Origin of the sequence: Thioclava arctica (assembly GCF_040892615.1) — a bacterium.
Taxonomy (GTDB): Bacteria; Pseudomonadota; Alphaproteobacteria; order Rhodobacterales; family Rhodobacteraceae; genus Thioclava; species Thioclava arctica.
Window position 1 is genome coordinate 460555 of record NZ_JBFRYC010000002.1, and the last position, 19620, is coordinate 480174.

Genomic DNA, 19620 nt, shown 5'->3' on the forward strand with positions numbered 1-19620 from the left:
ATCTCCTTGCCTAGCCAATCAGGCCGCATCAAATCCGGGGGGCAGCGCCGCACCTTGTGGCACAATCGCCAGCATTTGGAATAGGTGACCCATTTCCGCGGGATGGGTCAAGCGGCGATGCGCGGCTATGTGGCTTGTAAGCGCGGCCCCTGTCATCTTGCCCGCCAAGGCCTGCGCGCGCGCGGTGATGCCCAACCGCTCCAGCAGCGTCCCCTGAGCCGTCATCGCACTGACCTGCGCCCCCGCTGCACGCGCGCCCTGTGCCAGCGGCTCAAAATCGACATGGGCGGTCAAATCGGCTTCGCCGGGGGTGGCGAAAGGATCGACCGGCTGATGCGCGCGCAAGGCTTGGAACGTATCGCCCAAGCTGTGCCAATTGCCGTAATCGATCAAAATCGCCGCTCCGCCTTGGGCTGCGATCCGCGCCGCCAGATCGCCCACGAACGCCACCGCAGGCGCGCAAGTTTCCACCACATCGCCGGGCTTGGTATCGCCGCGCCGCGTCTCTAGTGCGGCCAGCCATGTCGGCGGTGCAAGACCGGGGATCAGCGCGCCATCTGGCGCAAACCCGACTTGGCGTTCGCACCAGCCCGTATCGGCGCGCTGAAACTGCCGGATCGGCAGCGCATCGAGAAACTCGTTGGCGACCAGAAACACCGATTGATCGGGCAGCGAGACGAGGCTGTCATGCCAAATTACCTGATGCCCCGCCAAAGTCTCGCGCTGAATTTCGCGCAGGGTCGGCGAAGCCTCGATCAGATGGATCTGCGTCGCCGCGAGCAGCCCCGGCACGGCCCGCATCGCGCGCACCATATCGGCCATCAGCGTGCCCCGCCCCGGCCCCGCCTCGGCCAGAGTGAACGGCGTTGGGCGCCCCTGATCGACCCAAGTCTGCGCAAGCGCCAGACCGATCATCTCGCCAAACATCTGTGAAATTTCGGGCGCGGTGATGAAATCGCCGGCGGTGCCAAACGGGTCGCGCGTGGCGTAATAGCCATGCGCCGGGTGCAACAGGCACGTCGCCATATAGCGATCCAGCCGCATCGGCCCCTCAGCGGCGATCTGCGCGCCCAGAAGTCGCCCCAGCGGCGTCATGCTGCCTTGGGCGCCCGCAACGCGCGGATCACGAAAAACAGCCCCACAAGGATCATTGGGATCGACAGCACCTGCCCCATCGTCAGCCCCAGCCCATCGGTGAAGCGGATCACATGGCCATAAGGATTGCCGGGGGTGACAAATTGCGGATCGCCTTGGCGGAACAGCTCGACAAAAGCACGCGCGCAGCCATAGCCCGTCAGGAAGATGCCCAGGCTCAGACCGGGGCGTTTCAGCGAACGCGCAAAGCGCATCATCCCCCACAAGATCAGGCCCAGCACGATCCCCTCCAGCCCTGCCTCATAAAGTTGCGAGGGGTGGCGCGCGCAGATCCCATCCACCTGCCCTGCGATGCCCAGACAGGTTTGGGCGGCTTCACCCGGAAAGATCACCCCCCACGGCACATCGGTCGGACGGCCCCACAGCTCGGGTTTGATGAAGTTGGCGATCCGGCCCAGAAACAGCCCAATCGGCGCGACCAAGGCCATCGCATCAGCGAGTTGCAGCTTGGGCACGTCATGGCGGCGCGCGAACCACCAGCCCGCCACCAGCGTACCCAGAAACCCGCCGTGAAACGACATGCCGCCCTGCCAGACCTTAAGCACATCCAGCGGATGCGCCAGATACCAAGCCGGTTCGTAAAACAGCACGAACCCCAGACGCCCGCCCAGAACCACGCCCAAAATCACCGCCGTGAGCAGGTCTTCGACGCGGCCCGGCGCCATCGGCGCGCGATCGGCAGGCCACAATCCGGGGCGCTTCATCAGCGCCACGATGATGCGCCAGCCCAGCACCAGCCCGGTAATATAGGCCAGCGCATACCAGCGGATCGGCAGCCCCACGAACGGGATGGTCAACGCGACCGGGTCAAATTGCGGAAAGGGAATGGCAAGGGGCAGCAATGCGGTCTCCTCGGGATGATGCGCCGCGAGAAAGCCTTGCTAGGTGCGGGAAGTCAACCTTGCACCCCAGCGCCGCGCGGCCCATATAGTCCTCAACCGATTACGTTCACGCGAGGGGATGCCCATGCAACCGCCCAACAAAATTTTCGACGAAATGTCCAAGCTGATGACCAACGCCATGGGCGTGGCTCAAGGCGCGAAAGACGAGGCCGAAACCGCGATGAAATCGTGGATGGACCGCTGGCTGGCGGATCGTGATTTCGTCACCCGCGAAGAATTCGACGCGGTGCGCGCGATGGCGCAAAAGGCGCGCGAAGAAAACGACGCGCTCAAGGCACGCCTTGATGCGCTGGAAGGCGCCCAAAAGCCCGCCGCGAAAAAAGCCAAACCCGACGCGTGACGGGATCTTTGCGGATCGATTGCGAAAGACCGTCCTTTAATCTGGGCGGTCTTTTTCATGCCCAACCGCGTGCGCCGCGCCTTAGCAGCGCTGAACCGAGACCGTCTGGGTAATCAGATTGGCCGGGGCTTGGGACTCCATGAAGGCGATGTCATAGGCGTCGCGCCCGACGACAACCACCGCCATGCTGTCCGCACCACACATCCCCGTCGCATCGACCAGATGCCAAGCGCCCTCCAGCCAAACCTCGGCGACCGCGTGGAAATCCTGTGGTGCCACATCAGGCCCATAGGCCGAGACGGCACGGGCCGGAATTTGCGCCGCCCGCACCATCGTGCACAGTAGATGCGCATAGTCGCGGCACACGCCTTGCCGCCCTGCGAAGGTCTCAAGAACATTGGTGTCGGAATCCGAACTGCCCGGAACATAGGATAAATTCGACTCGATCCAGTCGCGAATGGCGGCGACCTTGCTGCCCCCTTCCAGATGACCAAACCGCTTGTTCACGAAAGAGATGAACTTGTCGGACTGGCAATAGCGCGAGGGGCGCAGATACGGGGCGGCTTCGGCGGAAATTTCGTGCAGGGGCATCGCGCGCAGATCATTCAGCGGTGCACCGGAGCGCGTAATCTCGACCTGCGCCTGATAATGCAGCCACATCTCATTTCCCGGAACGCGCGCCCAGATCCTGTCCCCGACATCGCTATCGGCTGCGATCCGAAACACCTCGGAGTGACCAAGGTTCAGATTGGCGCTACAGATCGTCTGCCCGCTGGTCTGGGCGACCTCCACTGCCAAGGCGACCGTATTGGGATACGGGAACCAGTAGTGCATCTGAACGTCGATCAAAAAGCGCATGTGATGTCCTGTTCCTTGTTTCGATTTGCGGCTCCGGGCCGAGGTTCCCACGGCTGACCTTGCCCAAGTGGACACAAACGGTGCGACCCGACAACGACGGACCGGATCAATCTGCGCAAACACAAAGACAATGCGGGCGCGAAGGCGCGTCTGGATAAGGTAAAGCTCTCAGGAGATATCAGCAGCCAAACTGTATTTGGGCGGCTACCACCCGTCGTTTCAGTCTCTGCAAGGGCCAGTTTTTCCAGCCCCCTGCCGAGTCGCGCCGTGCATAAACCAACAGCGCTGCAAGGTGCAACCCGATCATCTTGCAACGCATCGTCACACCAAGACGGGACGCGACGCCACTTTGGTCATGGCCTCGGATCGACCCGGTTCTGCAACGGGCAGCTCGGCCCCGCGATTTAGCCAATCACGCCGCGCACACCACCCGTTTGCCCGCGATCCATCAGGAATTGATCAAGGATCACGCAGGCCATCATCGCTTCGGCCACCGGCACGGCGCGGATGCCAACGCAGGGATCGTGGCGGCCCTTGGTGATCACCTCAACCTCTTCGCCGCGCGTGTTGACCGAGCGGCGCGGCGTCAGGATCGAGCTGGTCGGCTTGACCGCAAAGCGCACAGTAATCGGCTGGCCCGTGGTGATCCCGCCCAAGATTCCGCCCGCATGGTTGGACAGGTATTGCACGCCATCCGAGCCCATCACCATCTCATCGGCATTGTCCACGCCGGTCAGCGCGGCAGCGGCCATGCCTTCGCCGATTTCCACGCCTTTGACTGCGTTGATCGACATCATCGCGGCGGCCAGTTCGGTATCCATCTTGGCATAGATCGGCGCGCCAAGACCCGCCGGGCAGCCCTCGGCCACGACCTCGATCGCGGCGCCGACCGAATTTTGGCCCTTGCGGATCGCAGCCAGATAATCGGCCCATTCATCAACCGCGAGCGCATCGGGAATGAAGAACGGGTTTTGCAGGATCTGGTCGCGATCAAAGCGGGCGCGGTTGATGTGTTTGGCCCCCATCTGCACCATGTAGCCATAGATTTTCAGATCGGGCACCAGCTGCGCCAAAGCGGCCTGCGCCACGCCGCCCGCCGCCACCCGCGCTGCGGTTTCACGCGCGCTCGACCGCCCGCCGCCACGATAATCGCGCACGCCGTATTTCTGGTGATAGGTGATATCGGCATGACCGGGGCGGAACTGCTGCGCGATCTCGCCGTAATCCTTGGAACGCTGATTGGTGTTCTCAATCATCAACTGGATCGGCGTGCCGGTCGTGCGCCCCTCGAATGTGCCCGACAAGATACGCACCGCATCGGGCTCCTTGCGCTGGGTGGTTTCCTTGGACTGGCCCGGACGGCGACGATCCAGAAATTGCTGGATAAAGGCTTCGTCGATCGCGATGCCGGGTGGGCAGCCATCCACCGTCGCGCCAAGGGCAGGCCCATGGCTTTCGCCCCAAGTGGTGACGCGGAACAGATGACCGAAGGAATTGAACGACATGGGAACGCGGCCTTTACGGGTTTCACTCCCCCCACGCCTTAGCAAGTTGGCCGCTTTGAGGCAACGTGCGGACTCGATGACCGAAATAGCTTCGAATACGCCGCGCTTTGCACGTAAAGGTTGATCGATACCAAAACTGCGTCATGCTGACGGAAACAAACGGCAGCAGGGAGACGCGTCGATGACAACCACAACACCTCCGCACCCCTCGGGCGGGCGAAAGAAAATTTCACTTACCGCGCAGATCATGCTTGCGATGGTCGCGGGCATCATTGTGGGCGTCATTTTTAACGCCATCGATTCCAGTTTCATCAACACTCAGATCGTAGGCGGGCTGTTTGCGATGGTGGGCAAGATGTTTGTCAACGCGCTCAAGATGCTGGTGGTGCCGCTGGTGTTCTTCTCGCTGATTTGCGGGGTCACAGGGATTGGCGATATCCGCATTCTGGGCCGTGTCGGCGGCAAAAGCTTTGGGCTTTATATGCTGACCACGGCGGTCGCGATTGCGGTTGCCATTCTGATCGCCACGCTGATCGGGCCGGGCAAGGGCTTTGACATGGCGGGGGTCGATACCTCGGGCATCACGGGCAAAGAGGCCCCCTCGGTCTGGGATGTGTTTGCCGGGATTGTGCCGACCAACCCGGTCGCGGCATTCGCCAATGGCGAGATGCTGCAGATCATCTTTTACACGATCATTCTGGGCATTGCGGTGCTGATGCTGGGCCATCAGTCCAAGGGCTTTGTCGAAGCGTCCGAATATATGAACGAGGTGATGATGAAGATCGTCGCCATTGTCATGGCCGCGGCCCCGATCGGGGTATTTGCACTGATTGCCAAGACCTTTACCGAGCAGGGCATTGATCTGTTCGTGCCAGTGCTGGCCTATGTGCTAACGCTGGTTTTTGCGCTGATGCTGCACCTGTTTGGCACATTGATGATCTTTCTCAAGGTGTTCTCGGGCCTGAACCCGATTACCTTCATGCGCAAAATCCGCCCGGCGCAGATCTTTGCCTTCTCGACCGCCTCCTCCAATGCAACCATCCCCGTCACGCTGCGCTGTGTCACCGAAAGAATGGGCGCGAAGAACTCGGTTGCGTCCTTCTGCATCCCGTTCGGAGCGACGATCAACATGGATGGCACCGCGATCATGCAGGGCGTCGCCACCGTGTTTCTGGCCAATGTCTATGGCATCGACCTTGGTCTTGGCGGCTATCTGACGGTGATCGCGATGGCGGTACTGGCCTCTATCGGGACGGCGGGCGTGCCGGGTGTGGGGCTTGTAATGCTGACGATGGTGCTCAGCCAGGTCGGCCTACCGATTGAGGGGATCGCGCTGATCCTTGGCGTGGACCGGCTGATGGATATGATCCGCACCGCAGTCAACATTACAGGTGATGCGGTCGTCACGGCGATTGTCGCCAAGACCGAGGGGCAGTTGGACATGGATGTCTTCAACGACCCCAATGCCGGCACCGCCAGCGACGATCTGGATATCGACGAGGCCGCCGAAGAGGAACTCGCGCGCTATGCCAAGCCGCATTAAACGGCCCGACGGCACCGCGCATAGCGCGCCATAACACAGATCGCGCCGGGAAAGCCCTTGCACCCCGGCGCGGCGCTCTTTAGTTTGTGACCTACCTCGGGGTGCCGGTGCATATCCGGCTGAGATGCGACAATCGCGAACCCGTTGAACCTGAACCGGTTAAGACCGGCGGAGGGAAGGTAGTCGGATCTCCCGGCCCCACTCCGCCCGGCAAGCCCTTGGAGTGAGACATGAAATCCACCCTGATGCTTGCGGGAGCCCTAAGCCTGATCGCCACGATGGCGGTCGCGCAGGACAAGCCCGTACTCACAGTTTACGCACCTGATTATTTCACCAGCGAATGGGGCCCCGGCCCCGCAATCGAAAAGGGCTTTGAGGCGATCTGCGATTGCGACCTCAAATTCGTCGCAGGCGACGTGCTGCCCCGCGTGATGCTCGAAGGCGATAAGACCTCGGCCGATGTGGTGATCGGGCTCAACACCGATGTCACCGCCAAGGCGCGCGCCACCGGCCTGTTTGCGCCCCATAACGAGGACACCTCGAATCTGAGCATGCCGGTGAAATGGGATGATCCGATTTTTCTGCCCTTCGATTGGTCCGATCTGGCCTTTGTCTATGACAAGACCAAGCTGAAAAACCCGCCCCATAGTTTTGCCGAGCTGCTCGACGCTCCGAAAGACGCCTATAAAATCGTGATCGAAGACCCGCGCAGCTCTATCGCAGGGCTGTCGCTGCTGCTTTGGGTCAAGGCGATCTATGGCGATCAGGCCGAGGCCGCGTGGGAAAAGCTTGCGCCGAAAATCCTGACCGTGACGCCGGGCTGGTCCGAGGCTTACGGGATGTTCACCGATGGCGAGGCCGACATGGTGCTGAGCTACGTCACCTCGCCCGCCTATCACATCATGGCCGAAAACGACGACAGCAAACTCGCCGCGATCTTCCCCGAGGGGCATTATTTCACCCCCGAACTGGCCGCCCAGCTCAAATCCTCGAAGCACCCGGAACTGGCGCAGAAATTCATGGATTACATCCTGAGCCCCGCGTTCCAGAAGATGATCGTCACCGCCAACTGGTCATTCCCGGCCAAGCTGCCCCATGACCAACTGCCCAAGGTGTTCCAAGACCTGCCTATGCCCGACAAGACGCTGTATATCGGAGAGGCCGAGGCCGAAAAACTGCGCGGACCCGCGTTGGAAGAATGGCAGCGCGCGCTCGCGAAATAGCCCCGGCGGCGGTTGCGGGCGCGGTTCTGGCCGCGCTCGTGATCGGCACGCTGGCGGCGGTGGCAATCCGCGCGGGCGGGTTGAGCGGGTTGCGCGCCAGTGATCTGGCCGCGATCCGCTTCACGCTATGGCAGGCGGCGCTCTCGGCGCTGATCTCCTGCACGCTGGCGATCCCGGTAGCGCGCGCGCTGCATCGCCGCCGCTTTGCCGGGCGCGATCTGCTGATCTCGCTGATGGGCGCCCCCTTCATTCTGCCGGTGATCGTGGCCGTTTTCGGGTTGATCGCGGTGTTCGGGCGGCGCGGGTTCATCAACGCAGCCCTGGGATATTTCGGGATCGAGCCGCTCTCGATTTATGGCGCGCAAGGCGTGATCGTGGCGCATGTGTTCTTCAACCTGCCGCTGGCGACGCGGATGATCCTGCATGGCTGGCAGGCGATCCCGTCCGAGCGCTTCCGCCTTGCCGCCAGCCTTGGATTTGGTTCCGCCCAAACTGCGCGGCAGCTGGAACGCCCGATGCTGCGAGCGGTGCTGCCCGGAGCGTTTCTCGCAATTTTCCTCGTCTGCCTGACCTCTTTCGCCGTGGCGCTGACGCTGGGCGGCGGGCCGCGCGCGACCACGGTAGAGCTGGCGATTTATCAGGCGTTCCGCTTCGATTTTGACATGGGCCGGGCCGCCTGCCTTGCGCTGGTACAGGTCGCGATTTCGGTCACGGCCCTGCTGATCGCCGCGCGCGTGACGCTGCCCGCCAGCTTTGGCGCGGGCCATGACCGCAATCTCGCGCCGATTGCGCAACTCTCTGGCGGAGCGGCGCATACCGTTCTGGACGGGGCTGCAATCGTGCTGGCCGCCGCTTTTCTACTCATCCCGATTGGCGCCGTTTTCGCCCGAGGCCTGCCCGCGCTGACCAGCCTCCCACCGATGATCTGGGGTGCCACTGCGACCTCGCTCATCATCGCGCTCGCCTCAACATTTGCGACCCTGTGCGTCGCGCTGCCCCTCGCGTTGGCCGCGACCCGTCACCGTTGGGCCGAGATCACGGCGATGCTGCCAATGACCGCCTCGGCACTGGTGATGGGCACGGGGGCCTTCCTGATCGCGCGCCCCTTTGTGAACCCCACCAGCCTTGCCCTGCCGATGGTGCTGCTGACCAATGCCGCGCTGTCGGTGCCCTTCGCCACGCGCATCCTGCTGCCCGAGATCCGTACGCTTCAGGCCGATTACGACCGGCTCGCCGCTTCGCTGGGGCTGCGCGGGATTGCCCGACTGCGTTTGCTGACGCTGCCCCGCCTCGCCCGCCCCTTGGGATTTTCGGCCGGGCTGGCGGCAGCGTTTTCAATGGGTGATCTGGGCGTGATCACGCTGTTTTCCGATGGGCAGACCCGTACCCTGCCGTTGGCGCTGTTCCAACTGATGGGATCCTATCGCATGGATCAGGCAGCGGGCGCGGCAAGCTTGCTGCTGATCCTCACCTTCGCGCTGTTCTGGGCGTTTGACCGATTGGGACATTATGCTGACCCTCGATAAACTATTGATCAAACAAGGCGATTTCCACCTTAGCGCCGACCTGTCGATCCCGGCAGGGGCGCGGGTTGCCGTGATCGGCCCCTCGGGCGCAGGGAAATCCACGCTGCTTTCGGTGATCGCGGGGTTTCTTGCCCCCTCGCAGGGCCGCGTTTTGTGGCACGGCAAGGACATCACCCAAACCGATCCCGGTGCGCGCCCGCTGTCGATCCTGTTTCAAGATCAAAACCTGTTTCCCCATCTCAGCGTAACGCGCAATCTCGCATTGGGGCTGAACCCCGATGGCAAGGTCGATGCGCCCGATCACGCCCGCATTGAAACCGCGCTGATCCGAGCAGGCCTTGAGGGGATGGGCGCGCGCAAGCCCGGCCAACTGTCAGGCGGCCAACAAAGCCGCGCGGCGCTGGCGCGTGCCCTACTGCGCGCGCGTCCGATGCTGCTGCTGGATGAACCCTTCGCCGCGCTTGGCCCGGCACTAAAGGCGGAAATGCTGGCGCTGGTGGCGCAGATTGCGCGGGAACAAGGCACGACGGTTCTAATGGTCAGCCACGACCCCGAGGATGCCCGCGCGCTATGCCCACAAACTGTGCTGGTGGCCGATGGTGTGGCGCTTGCCCCCCAAGACACAGAGACGCTGCTGAACGCGCCGCCGCCTAGCCTGCGCGCGTATTTGGGCGCGTGATCGCGGCCCCAAACTGCGGCGCTTAGTCGGGTTTGTTCTCCAACAAGGCGCGCCGCGACTCCGAGGCGAATTCACGCCGCCACAACATCGCGGTAGTAAACAGGGTCGTCACAATCAGCGCGGCCGGGCCAAGCAACCAAGATAGCGTCGCCAGCGCAAAATACACCGAACGCAGCCCGCGATTGAAGCTTTTGGCGGCATTGATATTGATCTGCGCCGCTTGGGCCGCGCGCGGATACGCCAGCGGATCGTCGGGTTCATTGGGCACCGCCGCCATCGCAATCGCGGCATAGGAAAACAGCCGATGCGACCAGACGAATTTCAAGAACGCATTGGCCCCAAACAGCACCGCCGTGATAATGCGCGCCTCCCATAGCAACGCTGGACCCTGCGCAAACGCAAAATCGCTCGCGATATCGGTCAGCGGTTTGGGATTGGCGATCAGCGCCAGCCCGCCGCCAATCGCGATCAGGGCAGTCGAGGCGAAAAACGTCGTCGATTGCCGCAGCCCATCCACCATCGCACTATCAAAAATGCGCGGCTGGCGCGTCACCAATTGGCGCATCCATTCGCGGCGATAGCTCTCCATCAATTTCCCCATCGAGGGGCGATGTGCGGGCGGATGCTCGGTCAACCAGCCAATCGCAAGCCAGCAGATCACCAGCACGACAAGCGCGATCAAATCGAGCGGTGTAAGCGGGCCAAAGAGACTGTTTTCTGTCATGCTCTCTGTTAGCGTGAGAGGAGCGGGCTTGTCACGCGCCAGAATTGGTTATAATTTCTGACCAAACGGGAGGAGACGCCATGCAAATGCCGATACCCAACGCCGATTTGCTTGCCAATAAGGCGCAGATCGTGGCGCGCCTGCGCGAGGTTCTGCCCCGCGATGCCGTGATTGACGACCCCGCCGAGACGCGCGCCTATGAATGCGATGCGCTTTCGGCCTATCGCTGCCAGCCTCTTGCAGTGATTTTACCGCGCTCCACTGCTGAGGTTTCCGCCGCGCTGAAGCTGCTGCACGAACTTGGCGTGCCGGTGGTGCCGCGCGGAGCGGGCACCTCGCTGGCAGGAGGCTCGATGCCGCAAGCCGATTCGGTGGTGTTGGGGCTGGCGCGGATGAATGGCGTGCTAGAAACCGATTACGACAACCGCTTTATTCGCGTTCAGGCCGGGCGCACCAACCTGTCGGTCACCGGTGCCGTGGAAAGCGATGGCTGGTTTTACGCCCCTGACCCGTCCAGCCAGCTTGCCTGCGCGATCTCGGGCAATATCGCGATGAATTCGGGTGGCGCGCATTGCTTGAAATACGGCGTGACGACGAACAATCTGCTGGGCGTGACGATGGTCAGCATGGCGGGCGAAGTGATCCAGATTGGCGGTGCCTATCTGGATTCTGGCGGGCTTGATCTGCTGGGGTTGATCTGCGGCTCGGAGGGGCAATTGGGCGTCGTCACCGAGGCGACGCTGAAAATCCTGCCCAAGCCCGAGGGCGCGCGCCCCGTGCTGATCGGATTTTCCAGCAATGAAATCGCGGGCGCTTGCGTCGCCGATATCATCCGTGCCGGGATCTTGCCGGTCGCGATCGAATTCATGGACCGCCCCTGCATCCGCGCGACCGAGGCGTTTTGCCATGCCGGCTACCCCGATTGCGAGGCGCTCTTGATCGTGGAATGCGAAGGCTCGGGTGCTGAAATCGACGAGCAGATCGGCATGATCCGCCAGATCGCGACTCGCCATGACCCGGTGGAGTTCCGCGAAGCTGGCTCGGCGGACGAGGCCGCGCGCATTTGGTTGGGACGCAAATCGGCCTTTGGCGCGATGGGACAGATCAACGATTATATGTGTCTCGATGGCACGATTCCGGTCAATGAATTGCCCTTCGTGCTGCGCCGGATCGGGGAATTGTCGAAAGAGTTCGGTCTGGATGTGGCCAACGTGTTCCATGCGGGCGATGGCAATATGCACCCGCTGATCCTGTATAACGCCAACGAGGCAGGCCAGCAGGAGCTGTGCGAACAGTTGGGGGCCGAGATCCTGAAACTCTGCGTCGAGGTGGGCGGCTGTTTGACGGGCGAACATGGTGTCGGCATCGAAAAGCGCGATCTGATGACGGTACAATTCGCCCCTGCCGATCTAGAGGCACAGCTGCGCGTCAAGGATGTGTTCGATCCCAAATGGCTACTCAACCCGGCCAAGGTGTTTCCCCTAAGCGTGACTGAAAGCCGCCGCGTCAGCTAGGGGCGCTGCTCCCGCCAGACACGGCTGTGCCATGTCAGGCTCCCCCGGGATATTTCGAGAATTTGGAAGGCAGGATTTCATGAGAGTTGAGAGCGAGACGCAACTGGCCGAAGCGGTGCGCGATGCAAGCGGCGCGCTGGTGATCCGTGGCGGGGGAACGCGCCCGGTTGGGCGCTGTGTTGGCGAGGCGCTAGAGGTCGCGATTTCGGGGATTTCGCTCTATGAGCCAAGCGCTTTGACGATGGTGGTTGGCGCGGGCACGCCCTTGGCCGAGGTCGAAGCCGCCTTGGCCGCCGAAGGGCAGCGCCTGCCCTTTGAACCGGGCGATTGGGGCAAGGTTCTGGGCACGCCGGGGCATAGCACAATCGGCGGCGTGGTGGCGGCCAACGTGTCAGGACCGCGGCGGGTGCAGGCAGGAGCGTGCCGCGATTCCCTGATCGGTGTGCGGTTTGTCGATGGCCGGGGCGATGTCATCAAGAACGGTGGCCGCGTGATGAAAAACGTCACCGGCTATGATCTGGCCAAGCTGATGGCCGGATCTTGGGGAACTTTGGGGGTTCTCAGCGAAGTGGCGTTCAAGCTGCTGCCCGCAGCCCCGACGCAAGCGACCGTGATCGTGGACATGCCTGCGGGGGCCGCGCAAGTGGCGCTGGCCACGGCGCTTGGCTCGCCCTTTGATGTGTCAGGCGCAGGCTGGGTTCCGGGCGTAGGCGCGGTGGTGCGCGTCGAAGGGTTGGCGCAATCGGTGCAGTATCGTGCCGACAAGCTGGCTACCCTTCTTGCGCCCTTCGGAACAGTGCGGATTGAGCAAGATGGCTCGGGCGCGATCTGGGCGGAACTGCGCGATCTGACGCCGTTTGTGGGCAAGCCGGGCGATTTGTGGCGCTTGTCGGTCAAGCCTTCAGAAGCAGCCGATATCATCGCACGGCTGGGCGGTGAGGTGATGCTGGATTGGGGTGGCGGGCTGATCTGGGCGCTACTGGCCGAGGGGGTCGATGCCCGCGCGCTGGCCGCCCCCTATAGCGGGCACGCCACCTTGATGCGCGGCAGCCGTGCAGACATTTTTCAGCCCGAACCCGCCCCTGTTGCCAAAATTTCGGCGGGTCTGCGCGCGCAATTTGATCCGCGTGGCATTCTGAACCCTGGAAGGATGAGCTGATGCAGACCAATTTCACCGAAGAACAGCTCAAAGATCCGGGTATTGCGCACGCCAATGACATTCTGCGCGCCTGTGTGCATTGCGGCTTTTGCACCGCGACTTGCCCGTCCTATCAGGTGCTGGGCGATGAACTGGACAGCCCGCGCGGGCGCATTTATCTCATCAAGGATATGCTGGAAAGCGGGCGTGCGGCCGATGAAAAGACCGTCAAACATCTGGATCGCTGCCTGAGCTGCCTTGCCTGCATGACCACTTGCCCGTCGGGTGTGAATTACATGCATCTCATTGATCACGCCCGCGTCCATGTCGAGAAAACCTACAAGCGCCCGTTGATGGATCGGATGCTGCGCTGGACGCTGGCCAAGATCGTGCCCTATCCGGGTCGGTTCCGCCTTGCGATGGGCGGGGCAAAACTGGCGCGTCCGTTTGCGCGCTTTCTGCCGGACAAGCGCCTGCGCGCGATGGTGGCGATGGCGCCCAAATCGATCCCGCCAGTCTCGCGCAATGACGACCCACAGGTCTTCGCCCCGATCGGAGCCAAGAAATACCGTGTGGCGTTACAGATCGGCTGCGCGCAACGAGCGCTCAACACCGATATCAACGATGCCACGATCCGTCTGCTGCGCCGGCTTGGCTGCGAAGTGGTGGTGCCCAAGGGCTTGGGGTGTTGCGGCGCGCTGAGCCATCACATGGGCCGTGAAACCGAGGCCCATGCGCAAGCTGCGCGCAACATTCACGCCTATTTGGGCGAGGGCGATCTGGACGCGGTGATCATCAACACCTCGGGCTGCGGCACGACGGTCAAGGATTACGGCCATATGTTTCGCGATGATCCACTGGCCGACAAAGCCGCGAAGGTGGCGGGGCTGGCCTGCGATATTTCTGAATTTCTCGAACGTATCGGAATTCCGGAAGGCACTGGCAATATGCGTGTGGCCTATCATGCCGCCTGCTCGCTGCAACATGGGCAGCAGATCAAATCGGCCCCCAAGGATTTGCTGAAACGAGCCGGATTTCAGGTGGTTGAGCCCACTGACAGCCATCTGTGTTGCGGCTCGGCCGGCACCTATAACCTGCTGCAACCCGAGATTTCCGACGAGCTGAAGCGGCGCAAAGTTGCCACGCTCGAGGCGAAATCACCGCAGGTAATCGCGGCGGGAAATATCGGCTGCATGGTGCAAATTGGCGGCGGCACGGATGTGCCCGTGGTGCATACTGTCGAGCTGCTGGACTGGGCGCTTGGAGGGCCAAAACCCCCGGCACTGGCAGGGTAATTCGCGCCCCGGATGCCACAGTTCAGCCCCATTCGCGCGCTATCTGTGGAGCAAATCACCAGCGGAGCGCCCGATGCGGTTGATCGCCTTTCTCACTGTCCTGATCGCGCTGGCGCTGCCTGCGCTGGCCGATCAACCCTTGCAGAAACTCGACACCGGCGATGCCTCGCGCGGCTGGGAGGCCGTGGGCAAACTTGATCTGGGCCGCGGCAGTTTTTGCACCGGCACCCTGATCGCGCCCGATCTGGTGCTCACGGCGGCGCATTGCCTGTTTGACAAGCGCACAGGCACAATGATTAACGCCGACGGCATGGAATTTCGCGCAGGCTGGCGCAACGGGCGCGCGCTGGCCTACCGCAAGGTGAAGCGCGCGATTGCCCATTCCTCCTATCATTATGACGGGCCCAAACGGCTGTCGCGATCCTCCTTCGATCTGGCGCTGGTGGAACTGGCGCAGCCCGTGCGCCTGCCGCAACTGCGCCTGTTCGAATTGGATCACACCCCACCAACGCGCAACGAAGAGGTCGGCGTTCTCTCCTATGCCAAAGGCCGCTCCGAAGCGCCCTCACTACAACGCGTCTGCAGTGTCATTGCGCGCGAAAGCAGCACTGTGGTGCTGACCTGTTCGGTCGATTTCGGGGCGTCCGGCGCCCCTGTCTTTACTCTTCGCGACGGAGTGCCGCGCATCGTTTCCGTTATTTCGGCCAAGGCCGAGGTCGGGCACGAGCCGGTCTCGGTCGGCGCGTTGATCAGTGGCGTGGCGGATTTGCGCGCCGATCTGTCCTCACGCGAAGTGCCTGACGGTGCGAAAGAAATCCGCATCAAAGGCGCGAAATTCCTGCGCCCCTGACAGGTGACATCCCATGCCCCCGATGAAATGGCTGCGCAATGTTTTACCCTTGGTCCTTGGGGTGACGCTGATCGCGCCGCCGGTACTGGCGCAAAGTGGGCTGGATGCCCTGTCGCGCCGCTCGGATTTGTTTGGCTGGGAGGCGGTGGGCAAGGTCACCATCGACAACACCGGCTATTGCACCGGCGTGCTGATCGCACCCGATCTGGTGCTCACGGCAGGGCATTGCATCTTTGATCGAGACGCCAAGCGGCCGCGCGACCCATTAGAGCTGACATTCGTGGCCGGCCAAACCGGCGACAGCAGCATTGCGACGCGTCCGGTGGCACGTATGATTGCTGATCCGCAATATGCACCCTTTGCACCGCTTTCGGCGCAGACTGTGCGCCATGACGTTGCGCTGCTGCAGCTTGCCGCGCCGATCCCCAGTTCGACCGCAGCGTGGTTTCGCGTCGGCACTGCGGGGGTCAAAGGCGCGCAGGTCAGCGTGGTGTCTTACGCGCGCGGGCGCTCGAGCGAGCTGTCATGGCAGCGCGATTGCACGGTTTTCGGACATGCGCAGGGGGTGATCGGGTTTGATTGCGATGTCGATCACGGCTCTTCTGGCGCACCGGTCTTTGACCGCTCGGGCGTGTCGGCGGGCCAGCGCGCGCAAATCGTCTCACTCGTATCTTCGGGCGGGCGCAAGAATGGTCAGGTACAGGTCTATGGCATGGAGCTGCCTGTGATTGTGGCGCAGCTCAAGTCCAACCTGCGTTCGGGGCGCGGCGTGATTTCGGGGCCAGAAGCGCCCGCGAAAAGCGCTCGCATCCTTGCACCGGACGCGCGGCGCGCATCGGAACCGGGCAAACCACGCATCCTGCGCGGCGGTGGCTCGGGGGCGAAATTCCTGCGCCCCTAGCCAAACGCCCCCCTCTTGAATTGGCAAATCGCCACCCCCAAATCATGCTCATCGGGATGCCATAACGGGTCCCGAAATCGAAATAGTCCGGCCCGCAAGGGCGGGCGTTTTACATCGCTCAAGAGAGGATGATGATATGCGAAACTTTGATCTTTCACCGCTTTACCGCGCCACTGTCGGCTTTGACCGTGTGGCCGATCTGATGGACCGCGCATTGACCAGTGACGTCGCGCAGCCAACCTACCCGCCCTATAACATCGAAAAAATCGACGAGAATGCGTATCGCATTTCGATTGCCGTTGCCGGGTTCGGCTCGGATGAATTGGGCGTCGAAATGAAGGATGGCGGCTTGATCGTGACGGGCCGCAAGTCCGAAGATGACACGCGCAGCTACCTGCATCGTGGCATCGCGACCCGCGCGTTTGAACGCCGCTTTGCGCTGGCCGATCATGTCAAGGTCACCGGGGCCAGCCATGAAAACGGCATGCTGCATATTGATCTGGTGCGCGAGGTGCCCGAGGCACTGAAACCCCGCCGGATTGAGATTGCCGGTTCGGCCCCATCCAAACAGGTCGAAACCGTCGAGGCGTAAGCCCGAAGGACGACGCAGAACACGGGCGCGGGGGGCATCCTCCCGCGCCTTTTTCCTGCGGTGGAGGAGAGCAATAGAAAAACGCCCGAGGTTTCCCCCGGGCGTCTTCCAAACTCTCGACTGCAGGCGATCAGCCCTTTTTCAAACAGCGATTGCCCAGCGTTTCAGCGATCTGGACCGCGTTCAGCGCCGCACCCTTGCGCAGGTTATCAGACACGCACCAAATGTTCAGCCCGTTCTCAATCGTGGAATCCTGACGGATCCGCGAGATGAAGGTCGCATAATCGCCGACGCATTCGATCGGGGTGATATAGCCACCATCCTCGCGCTTATCGATCACCATGATGCCGGGCGCTTCACGCAGGATGTCGCGTGCTTCGTCCTCATCAAGGAACTCTTCGAACTCGATATTTATCGCCTCGGAGTGACCGACAAACACCGGCACACGCACGCAGGTCGCGGTGATCTTGATCGACTTGTCGATGATTTTCTTGGTCTCGGCGACCATTTTCCACTCTTCTTTGGTGGAGCCGTCGTCGAGGAATACATCGATATGCGGGATCACGTTAAACGCGATCTGTTTGGGGTAAACCTTGGGCGCGACCTCTTGGCCGGGCACATACATGCCCTTGGTTTGGTTCCACAATTCGTCAATCGCCTCTTTGCCCGAGCCCGACACCGACTGATAGGTCGACACTACAACGCGCTTGATCTTGGCACGATCATGCAGCGGTTTGAGGGCCACTACCATCTGCGCGGTCGAGCAGTTCGGGTTCGCGATGATGTTTTTCTTCGTGTAGCCGTCGACGGCCTGCGGATTCACTTCCGGCACGACCAGCGGCACGTCCGGGTCATAGCGGTACAGCGACGAGTTATCGATCACCACGCAGCCCGATTTCGCCGCGATCGGGGCATATTGTTTGGTCGCATCCGAACCGATCGCGAACAGCGCAATATCCCAACCGGTGAAATCGAACCCTTCGATATCCTTTGTCTTCAGGGTCTTGTCGCCAAAGCTGACCTCAGTCCCAATCGAGCGGCGCGACGCAAGCGCGACGATCTCATCAACCGGGAACTGGCGTTCGGCCAGAATATTCAGCATTTCGCGGCCCACATTACCCGTGGCGCCCGCAACGACGACTTTATAGCCCATAAGGACCTCCTTGCCCGAAAAGAACAAGGGCGCACATAGCGCCTCGGACGCGGAAATAAAAGGGTTTTGGCGAAGATCAGTTGCGAATGATGCGCGAATCCTGCGCGATCAGATTTCCCACCAGCGCCGCTTCGGCGGCAAAATCATGGGGCACCTTGTCGGCGCTGCGTGAGCCTGAAAGCGACAGCGAGGCGAAGAAATCAAACCCATAAAGATCAAGCCGTGCCAGGGTCGAGCGCGCCAGCATATCAATCAGCATCACCCCCGTTGTGGGCTGCGCGCCAAGGTGGGCCTTGAGCGCCTCATAATCAGCGAGCGGATGCAGATAAAACCCCGGACTTTGCGCGCTTTGCCAGTCAAGCCGCTTGCGTTTATGGCTCATCCACAGGATGCGACCCGGTGAAATCCGCGCCCGTTCCGCAGCCGGTAGCGAAGTCGCCAGCGCCAGCCAATCGGTACGCGTGCCGTGGCTGTGCGCGCTGGGCATCGGGGCGCGGTTGATGCGGATCACCACGTCATGCGCGTCGATCTCGGCCCCCGCTTCGCCTTGGGACAGCGCACGGGCATTGCCCACCAGCGCCACCGATTTTCCCGCCAAATCGCTCAGCAAATCCGATTGCGTGACAGACAGCGCCGCCAACGGGGCCTCACGACGCAAACTGCGCGCGATCAGAAAGCCAAGCCGCGTCATGCCAACATCTCGCGATATATCGCGACCAACGCGGCGGCCTCGCCCTCAATGCGAAAATCCGTCTCGGCGCGCAAACGCGCGGCTCGTTTTGCCGCGGCCAGACGCGCCGGATCATCCAGAAACGGAGCCTCAGCCGTGGCCAGCGCTGCCGGATCGCCGGGATCGACCAGCGCACCGGTCTCATCCGTCACGATTTCCTCAAAGGCGCCGACGCGGGTTGCCACCACGGGCACGCCGCAGGCCATCGCCTCGATCGGGGTCAGGCCAAAGCCTTCCCAGCGCTGCGGCGCGATATAAAGGTCAAGCACGCGATACCAATCGGCCATTTTGTCGACGCTGACCTCGGGCAGAAACAGGATGCGATCCGCTAACCCGGCCTTGGCCACCCGCGCCTTGAGGCCTTCGAGAAACGCGCCATGTTCACCCACCGCGCGCCCCATCACCAAACCCGTAACGCCGGGACGTGTGGGCAGCGCCGCGATCATCGCATCGACGAAGGCATCGGTGCCCTTTTGCGCACGAATACGCCCGTAACAGCCTACCAGCAGCCCCTTGACCGGCAGGTGCAGCTGCGCGCGCAGCGCAGCTTGATCCAGGGGTGGTGTGAAACTTTCGGTGTCGATGCCATGCAAGATCACGGTGCAGTCGCGCTCCAGATAAGACGCCGTGCGCGCCGAAGTCGCCACGACCCGGTCCATCTTGCCGATCAGCCATTTCGTGTAGCCACTGTGCTTGCGCTGGCTGGCCGAGGTGAACAACAGCTTGAGCCGCATCCGCACAACATCTCGCAGAAACAGCCCCAACAACATCTCGGTATTGCGCCGCGCATGCCAAACGCGCGTGCGGCGCGGCAGAAACGGCACCCGCCATAGCGCCACATGCGGCAGATGATCGGGCAGACCTGGCCCGGTTGCCACAATCGCGATTTTGCGCGCCTGCAAGGGGACCAGCCGCACGACGGTGGCGGTCACGCCCGACAGGCGGCGCTTGAGGTTGGGGGCGATAACATCAATCTCTGTCATGGGTCGGTT

19 protein-coding genes and 1 riboswitch are annotated in these 19620 nt (G+C 62.1%); of the genes, 11 read left to right on the forward strand and 8 right to left on the reverse strand.

Features of this window, described 5'->3' with window-relative positions; all coding sequences use genetic code 11:
- Positions 1-18: 18 nt before the first annotated feature.
- Together AB4874_RS05000 and lgt are read right to left on the reverse strand one after the other, a co-directional pair.
- Entirely contained in the window at positions 19-1095 is a 1077-nt protein-coding gene (locus AB4874_RS05000; protein WP_368391162.1) for a class I SAM-dependent methyltransferase, read from the reverse strand.
- Entirely contained in the window at positions 1092-1994 is a 903-nt protein-coding gene (gene lgt, locus AB4874_RS05005) for a prolipoprotein diacylglyceryl transferase (RefSeq protein WP_438273444.1), read from the reverse strand. Before lgt ends, AB4874_RS05000 begins: the two co-directional genes overlap by 4 nt.
- Before the next feature lie 127 nt (positions 1995-2121).
- Between lgt and AB4874_RS05010 the strand changes: the two genes are divergently transcribed.
- Positions 2122-2397 (forward strand): accessory factor UbiK family protein, encoded by a 276-nt coding sequence (locus AB4874_RS05010; RefSeq protein WP_295532626.1) that lies wholly within the window; start codon positions 2122-2124, stop codon positions 2395-2397.
- Positions 2398-2478: 81 nt separating this feature from the next.
- Here AB4874_RS05010 and AB4874_RS05015 read toward each other — a convergent pair whose 3' ends face one another.
- Positions 2479-3255, reverse strand: a complete 777-nt coding sequence (locus AB4874_RS05015) for a transglutaminase-like domain-containing protein (RefSeq protein WP_368391163.1) — start codon at positions 3253-3255, stop codon at positions 2479-2481.
- Between the two features lie 404 nt (positions 3256-3659).
- Positions 3660-4760 carry a chorismate synthase gene (gene aroC / locus AB4874_RS05020; protein WP_368391164.1) on the reverse strand — a complete coding sequence of 367 codons (1101 nt, stop codon included), beginning with the start codon at positions 4758-4760 and terminating at the stop codon, positions 3660-3662.
- Positions 4761-4941: 181 nt separating this feature from the next.
- Here aroC and AB4874_RS05025 point away from each other — a divergent pair, with 181 nt between their 5' ends.
- From AB4874_RS05025 to AB4874_RS05040, 4 genes are all read left to right on the forward strand, one after another.
- A complete protein-coding gene (locus AB4874_RS05025; RefSeq protein ID WP_368391165.1) occupies positions 4942-6303 on the forward strand; it encodes a dicarboxylate/amino acid:cation symporter in 1362 nt (453 codons plus the stop codon).
- An 87-nt stretch (positions 6304-6390) separates the two neighbouring features.
- Positions 6391-6497, forward strand: a riboswitch (TPP riboswitch).
- Between the two features lie 36 nt (positions 6498-6533).
- The gene (gene thiB / locus AB4874_RS05030; protein ID WP_295532618.1) at positions 6534-7526 is read left to right on the forward strand and encodes a thiamine ABC transporter substrate binding subunit; all 993 of its coding nucleotides are present in this window, start codon (positions 6534-6536) and stop codon (positions 7524-7526) included.
- Positions 7502-9052, forward strand: a complete 1551-nt coding sequence (locus AB4874_RS05035; RefSeq protein WP_368391166.1) for a thiamine/thiamine pyrophosphate ABC transporter permease ThiP — start codon at positions 7502-7504, stop codon at positions 9050-9052. The genes thiB and AB4874_RS05035 overlap by 25 nt, the downstream gene beginning before the upstream one ends.
- Positions 9036-9731 carry a thiamine ABC transporter ATP-binding protein gene (locus AB4874_RS05040; protein WP_368391167.1) on the forward strand — a complete coding sequence of 232 codons (696 nt, stop codon included), beginning with the start codon at positions 9036-9038 and terminating at the stop codon, positions 9729-9731. The genes AB4874_RS05035 and AB4874_RS05040 overlap by 17 nt, the downstream gene beginning before the upstream one ends.
- A gap of 22 nt (positions 9732-9753) precedes the next feature.
- Here the strand turns inward: AB4874_RS05040 and AB4874_RS05045 are convergent, their stop codons facing one another.
- Positions 9754-10455 (reverse strand): DUF599 domain-containing protein, encoded by a 702-nt coding sequence (locus AB4874_RS05045; protein WP_295532612.1) that lies wholly within the window; start codon positions 10453-10455, stop codon positions 9754-9756.
- 80 nt (positions 10456-10535) lie between these two features.
- On the opposite strand from AB4874_RS05045, the gene AB4874_RS05050 reads away from it, so the two are divergent.
- The 6 genes from AB4874_RS05050 to AB4874_RS05075 all read left to right on the forward strand — a co-directional run bounded on the left by AB4874_RS05050 (position 10536) and on the right by AB4874_RS05075 (position 16745).
- A complete protein-coding gene (locus AB4874_RS05050; RefSeq protein WP_368391168.1) occupies positions 10536-11969 on the forward strand; it encodes an FAD-linked oxidase C-terminal domain-containing protein in 1434 nt (477 codons plus the stop codon).
- Positions 11970-12048: 79 nt separating this feature from the next.
- Complete coding sequence (locus tag AB4874_RS05055; RefSeq protein WP_368391169.1) at positions 12049-13128, forward strand: FAD-binding protein; 1080 nt, start codon at positions 12049-12051, stop codon at positions 13126-13128.
- Positions 13128-14402, forward strand: coding sequence for a glycolate oxidase subunit GlcF (gene glcF, locus AB4874_RS05060; RefSeq protein ID WP_368391170.1), 1275 nt, complete (start codon positions 13128-13130; stop codon positions 14400-14402). The genes AB4874_RS05055 and glcF overlap by 1 nt, the downstream gene beginning before the upstream one ends.
- Before the next feature lie 73 nt (positions 14403-14475).
- Positions 14476-15252, forward strand: coding sequence for a trypsin-like serine peptidase (locus AB4874_RS05065; RefSeq protein ID WP_368391171.1), 777 nt, complete (start codon positions 14476-14478; stop codon positions 15250-15252).
- Positions 15253-15265: 13 nt separating this feature from the next.
- Positions 15266-16153, forward strand: coding sequence for a trypsin-like serine peptidase (locus AB4874_RS05070; RefSeq protein ID WP_368391172.1), 888 nt, complete (start codon positions 15266-15268; stop codon positions 16151-16153).
- 136 nt (positions 16154-16289) lie between these two features.
- Positions 16290-16745, forward strand: a complete 456-nt coding sequence (locus AB4874_RS05075) for an Hsp20 family protein (protein WP_295532600.1) — start codon at positions 16290-16292, stop codon at positions 16743-16745.
- 130 nt (positions 16746-16875) lie between these two features.
- Here AB4874_RS05075 and AB4874_RS05080 read toward each other — a convergent pair whose 3' ends face one another.
- The 3 genes from AB4874_RS05080 to AB4874_RS05090 form a co-directional block, all read right to left on the reverse strand.
- Complete coding sequence (locus tag AB4874_RS05080) at positions 16876-17898, reverse strand: aspartate-semialdehyde dehydrogenase (RefSeq protein ID WP_295532598.1); 1023 nt, start codon at positions 17896-17898, stop codon at positions 16876-16878.
- 76 nt (positions 17899-17974) lie between these two features.
- Positions 17975-18589, reverse strand: a complete 615-nt coding sequence (locus AB4874_RS05085; RefSeq protein ID WP_368391173.1) for a glycosyltransferase family 29 protein — start codon at positions 18587-18589, stop codon at positions 17975-17977.
- Positions 18586-19611, reverse strand: coding sequence for a glycosyltransferase family 4 protein (locus tag AB4874_RS05090; RefSeq protein WP_368391174.1), 1026 nt, complete (start codon positions 19609-19611; stop codon positions 18586-18588). Before AB4874_RS05090 ends, AB4874_RS05085 begins: the two co-directional genes overlap by 4 nt.
- Positions 19612-19620 lie beyond the last annotated feature (9 nt).

What these genes read in the sequence shown, in the direction of transcription:
- AB4874_RS05000 (WP_368391162.1), bottom strand. Translation starts at nt 1,095, where the DNA reads ATGACGCCGCTGGGGCGACTTCTGGGCGCGCAGATCGCCGCTGAGGGG.
- AB4874_RS05010 (WP_295532626.1), top strand. Translation starts at nt 2,122, where the DNA reads ATGCAACCGCCCAACAAAATTTTCGACGAAATGTCCAAGCTGATGACC.
- AB4874_RS05015 (WP_368391163.1), bottom strand. Translation starts at nt 3,255, where the DNA reads ATGCGCTTTTTGATCGACGTTCAGATGCACTACTGGTTCCCGTATCCC.
- aroC (WP_368391164.1), bottom strand. Translation starts at nt 4,760, where the DNA reads ATGTCGTTCAATTCCTTCGGTCATCTGTTCCGCGTCACCACTTGGGGC.
- AB4874_RS05025 (WP_368391165.1), top strand. Translation starts at nt 4,942, where the DNA reads ATGACAACCACAACACCTCCGCACCCCTCGGGCGGGCGAAAGAAAATT.
- thiB (WP_295532618.1), top strand. Translation starts at nt 6,534, where the DNA reads ATGAAATCCACCCTGATGCTTGCGGGAGCCCTAAGCCTGATCGCCACG.
- AB4874_RS05035 (WP_368391166.1), top strand. Translation starts at nt 7,502, where the DNA reads ATGGCAGCGCGCGCTCGCGAAATAGCCCCGGCGGCGGTTGCGGGCGCG.
- AB4874_RS05040 (WP_368391167.1), top strand. Translation starts at nt 9,036, where the DNA reads ATGCTGACCCTCGATAAACTATTGATCAAACAAGGCGATTTCCACCTT.
- AB4874_RS05045 (WP_295532612.1), bottom strand. Translation starts at nt 10,455, where the DNA reads ATGACAGAAAACAGTCTCTTTGGCCCGCTTACACCGCTCGATTTGATC.
- AB4874_RS05050 (WP_368391168.1), top strand. Translation starts at nt 10,536, where the DNA reads ATGCAAATGCCGATACCCAACGCCGATTTGCTTGCCAATAAGGCGCAG.
- AB4874_RS05055 (WP_368391169.1), top strand. Translation starts at nt 12,049, where the DNA reads ATGAGAGTTGAGAGCGAGACGCAACTGGCCGAAGCGGTGCGCGATGCA.
- glcF (WP_368391170.1), top strand. Translation starts at nt 13,128, where the DNA reads ATGCAGACCAATTTCACCGAAGAACAGCTCAAAGATCCGGGTATTGCG.
- AB4874_RS05065 (WP_368391171.1), top strand. Translation starts at nt 14,476, where the DNA reads ATGCGGTTGATCGCCTTTCTCACTGTCCTGATCGCGCTGGCGCTGCCT.
- AB4874_RS05070 (WP_368391172.1), top strand. Translation starts at nt 15,266, where the DNA reads ATGCCCCCGATGAAATGGCTGCGCAATGTTTTACCCTTGGTCCTTGGG.
- AB4874_RS05075 (WP_295532600.1), top strand. Translation starts at nt 16,290, where the DNA reads ATGCGAAACTTTGATCTTTCACCGCTTTACCGCGCCACTGTCGGCTTT.
- AB4874_RS05080 (WP_295532598.1), bottom strand. Translation starts at nt 17,898, where the DNA reads ATGGGCTATAAAGTCGTCGTTGCGGGCGCCACGGGTAATGTGGGCCGC.
- AB4874_RS05085 (WP_368391173.1), bottom strand. Translation starts at nt 18,589, where the DNA reads ATGACGCGGCTTGGCTTTCTGATCGCGCGCAGTTTGCGTCGTGAGGCC.
- AB4874_RS05090 (WP_368391174.1), bottom strand. Translation starts at nt 19,611, where the DNA reads ATGACAGAGATTGATGTTATCGCCCCCAACCTCAAGCGCCGCCTGTCG.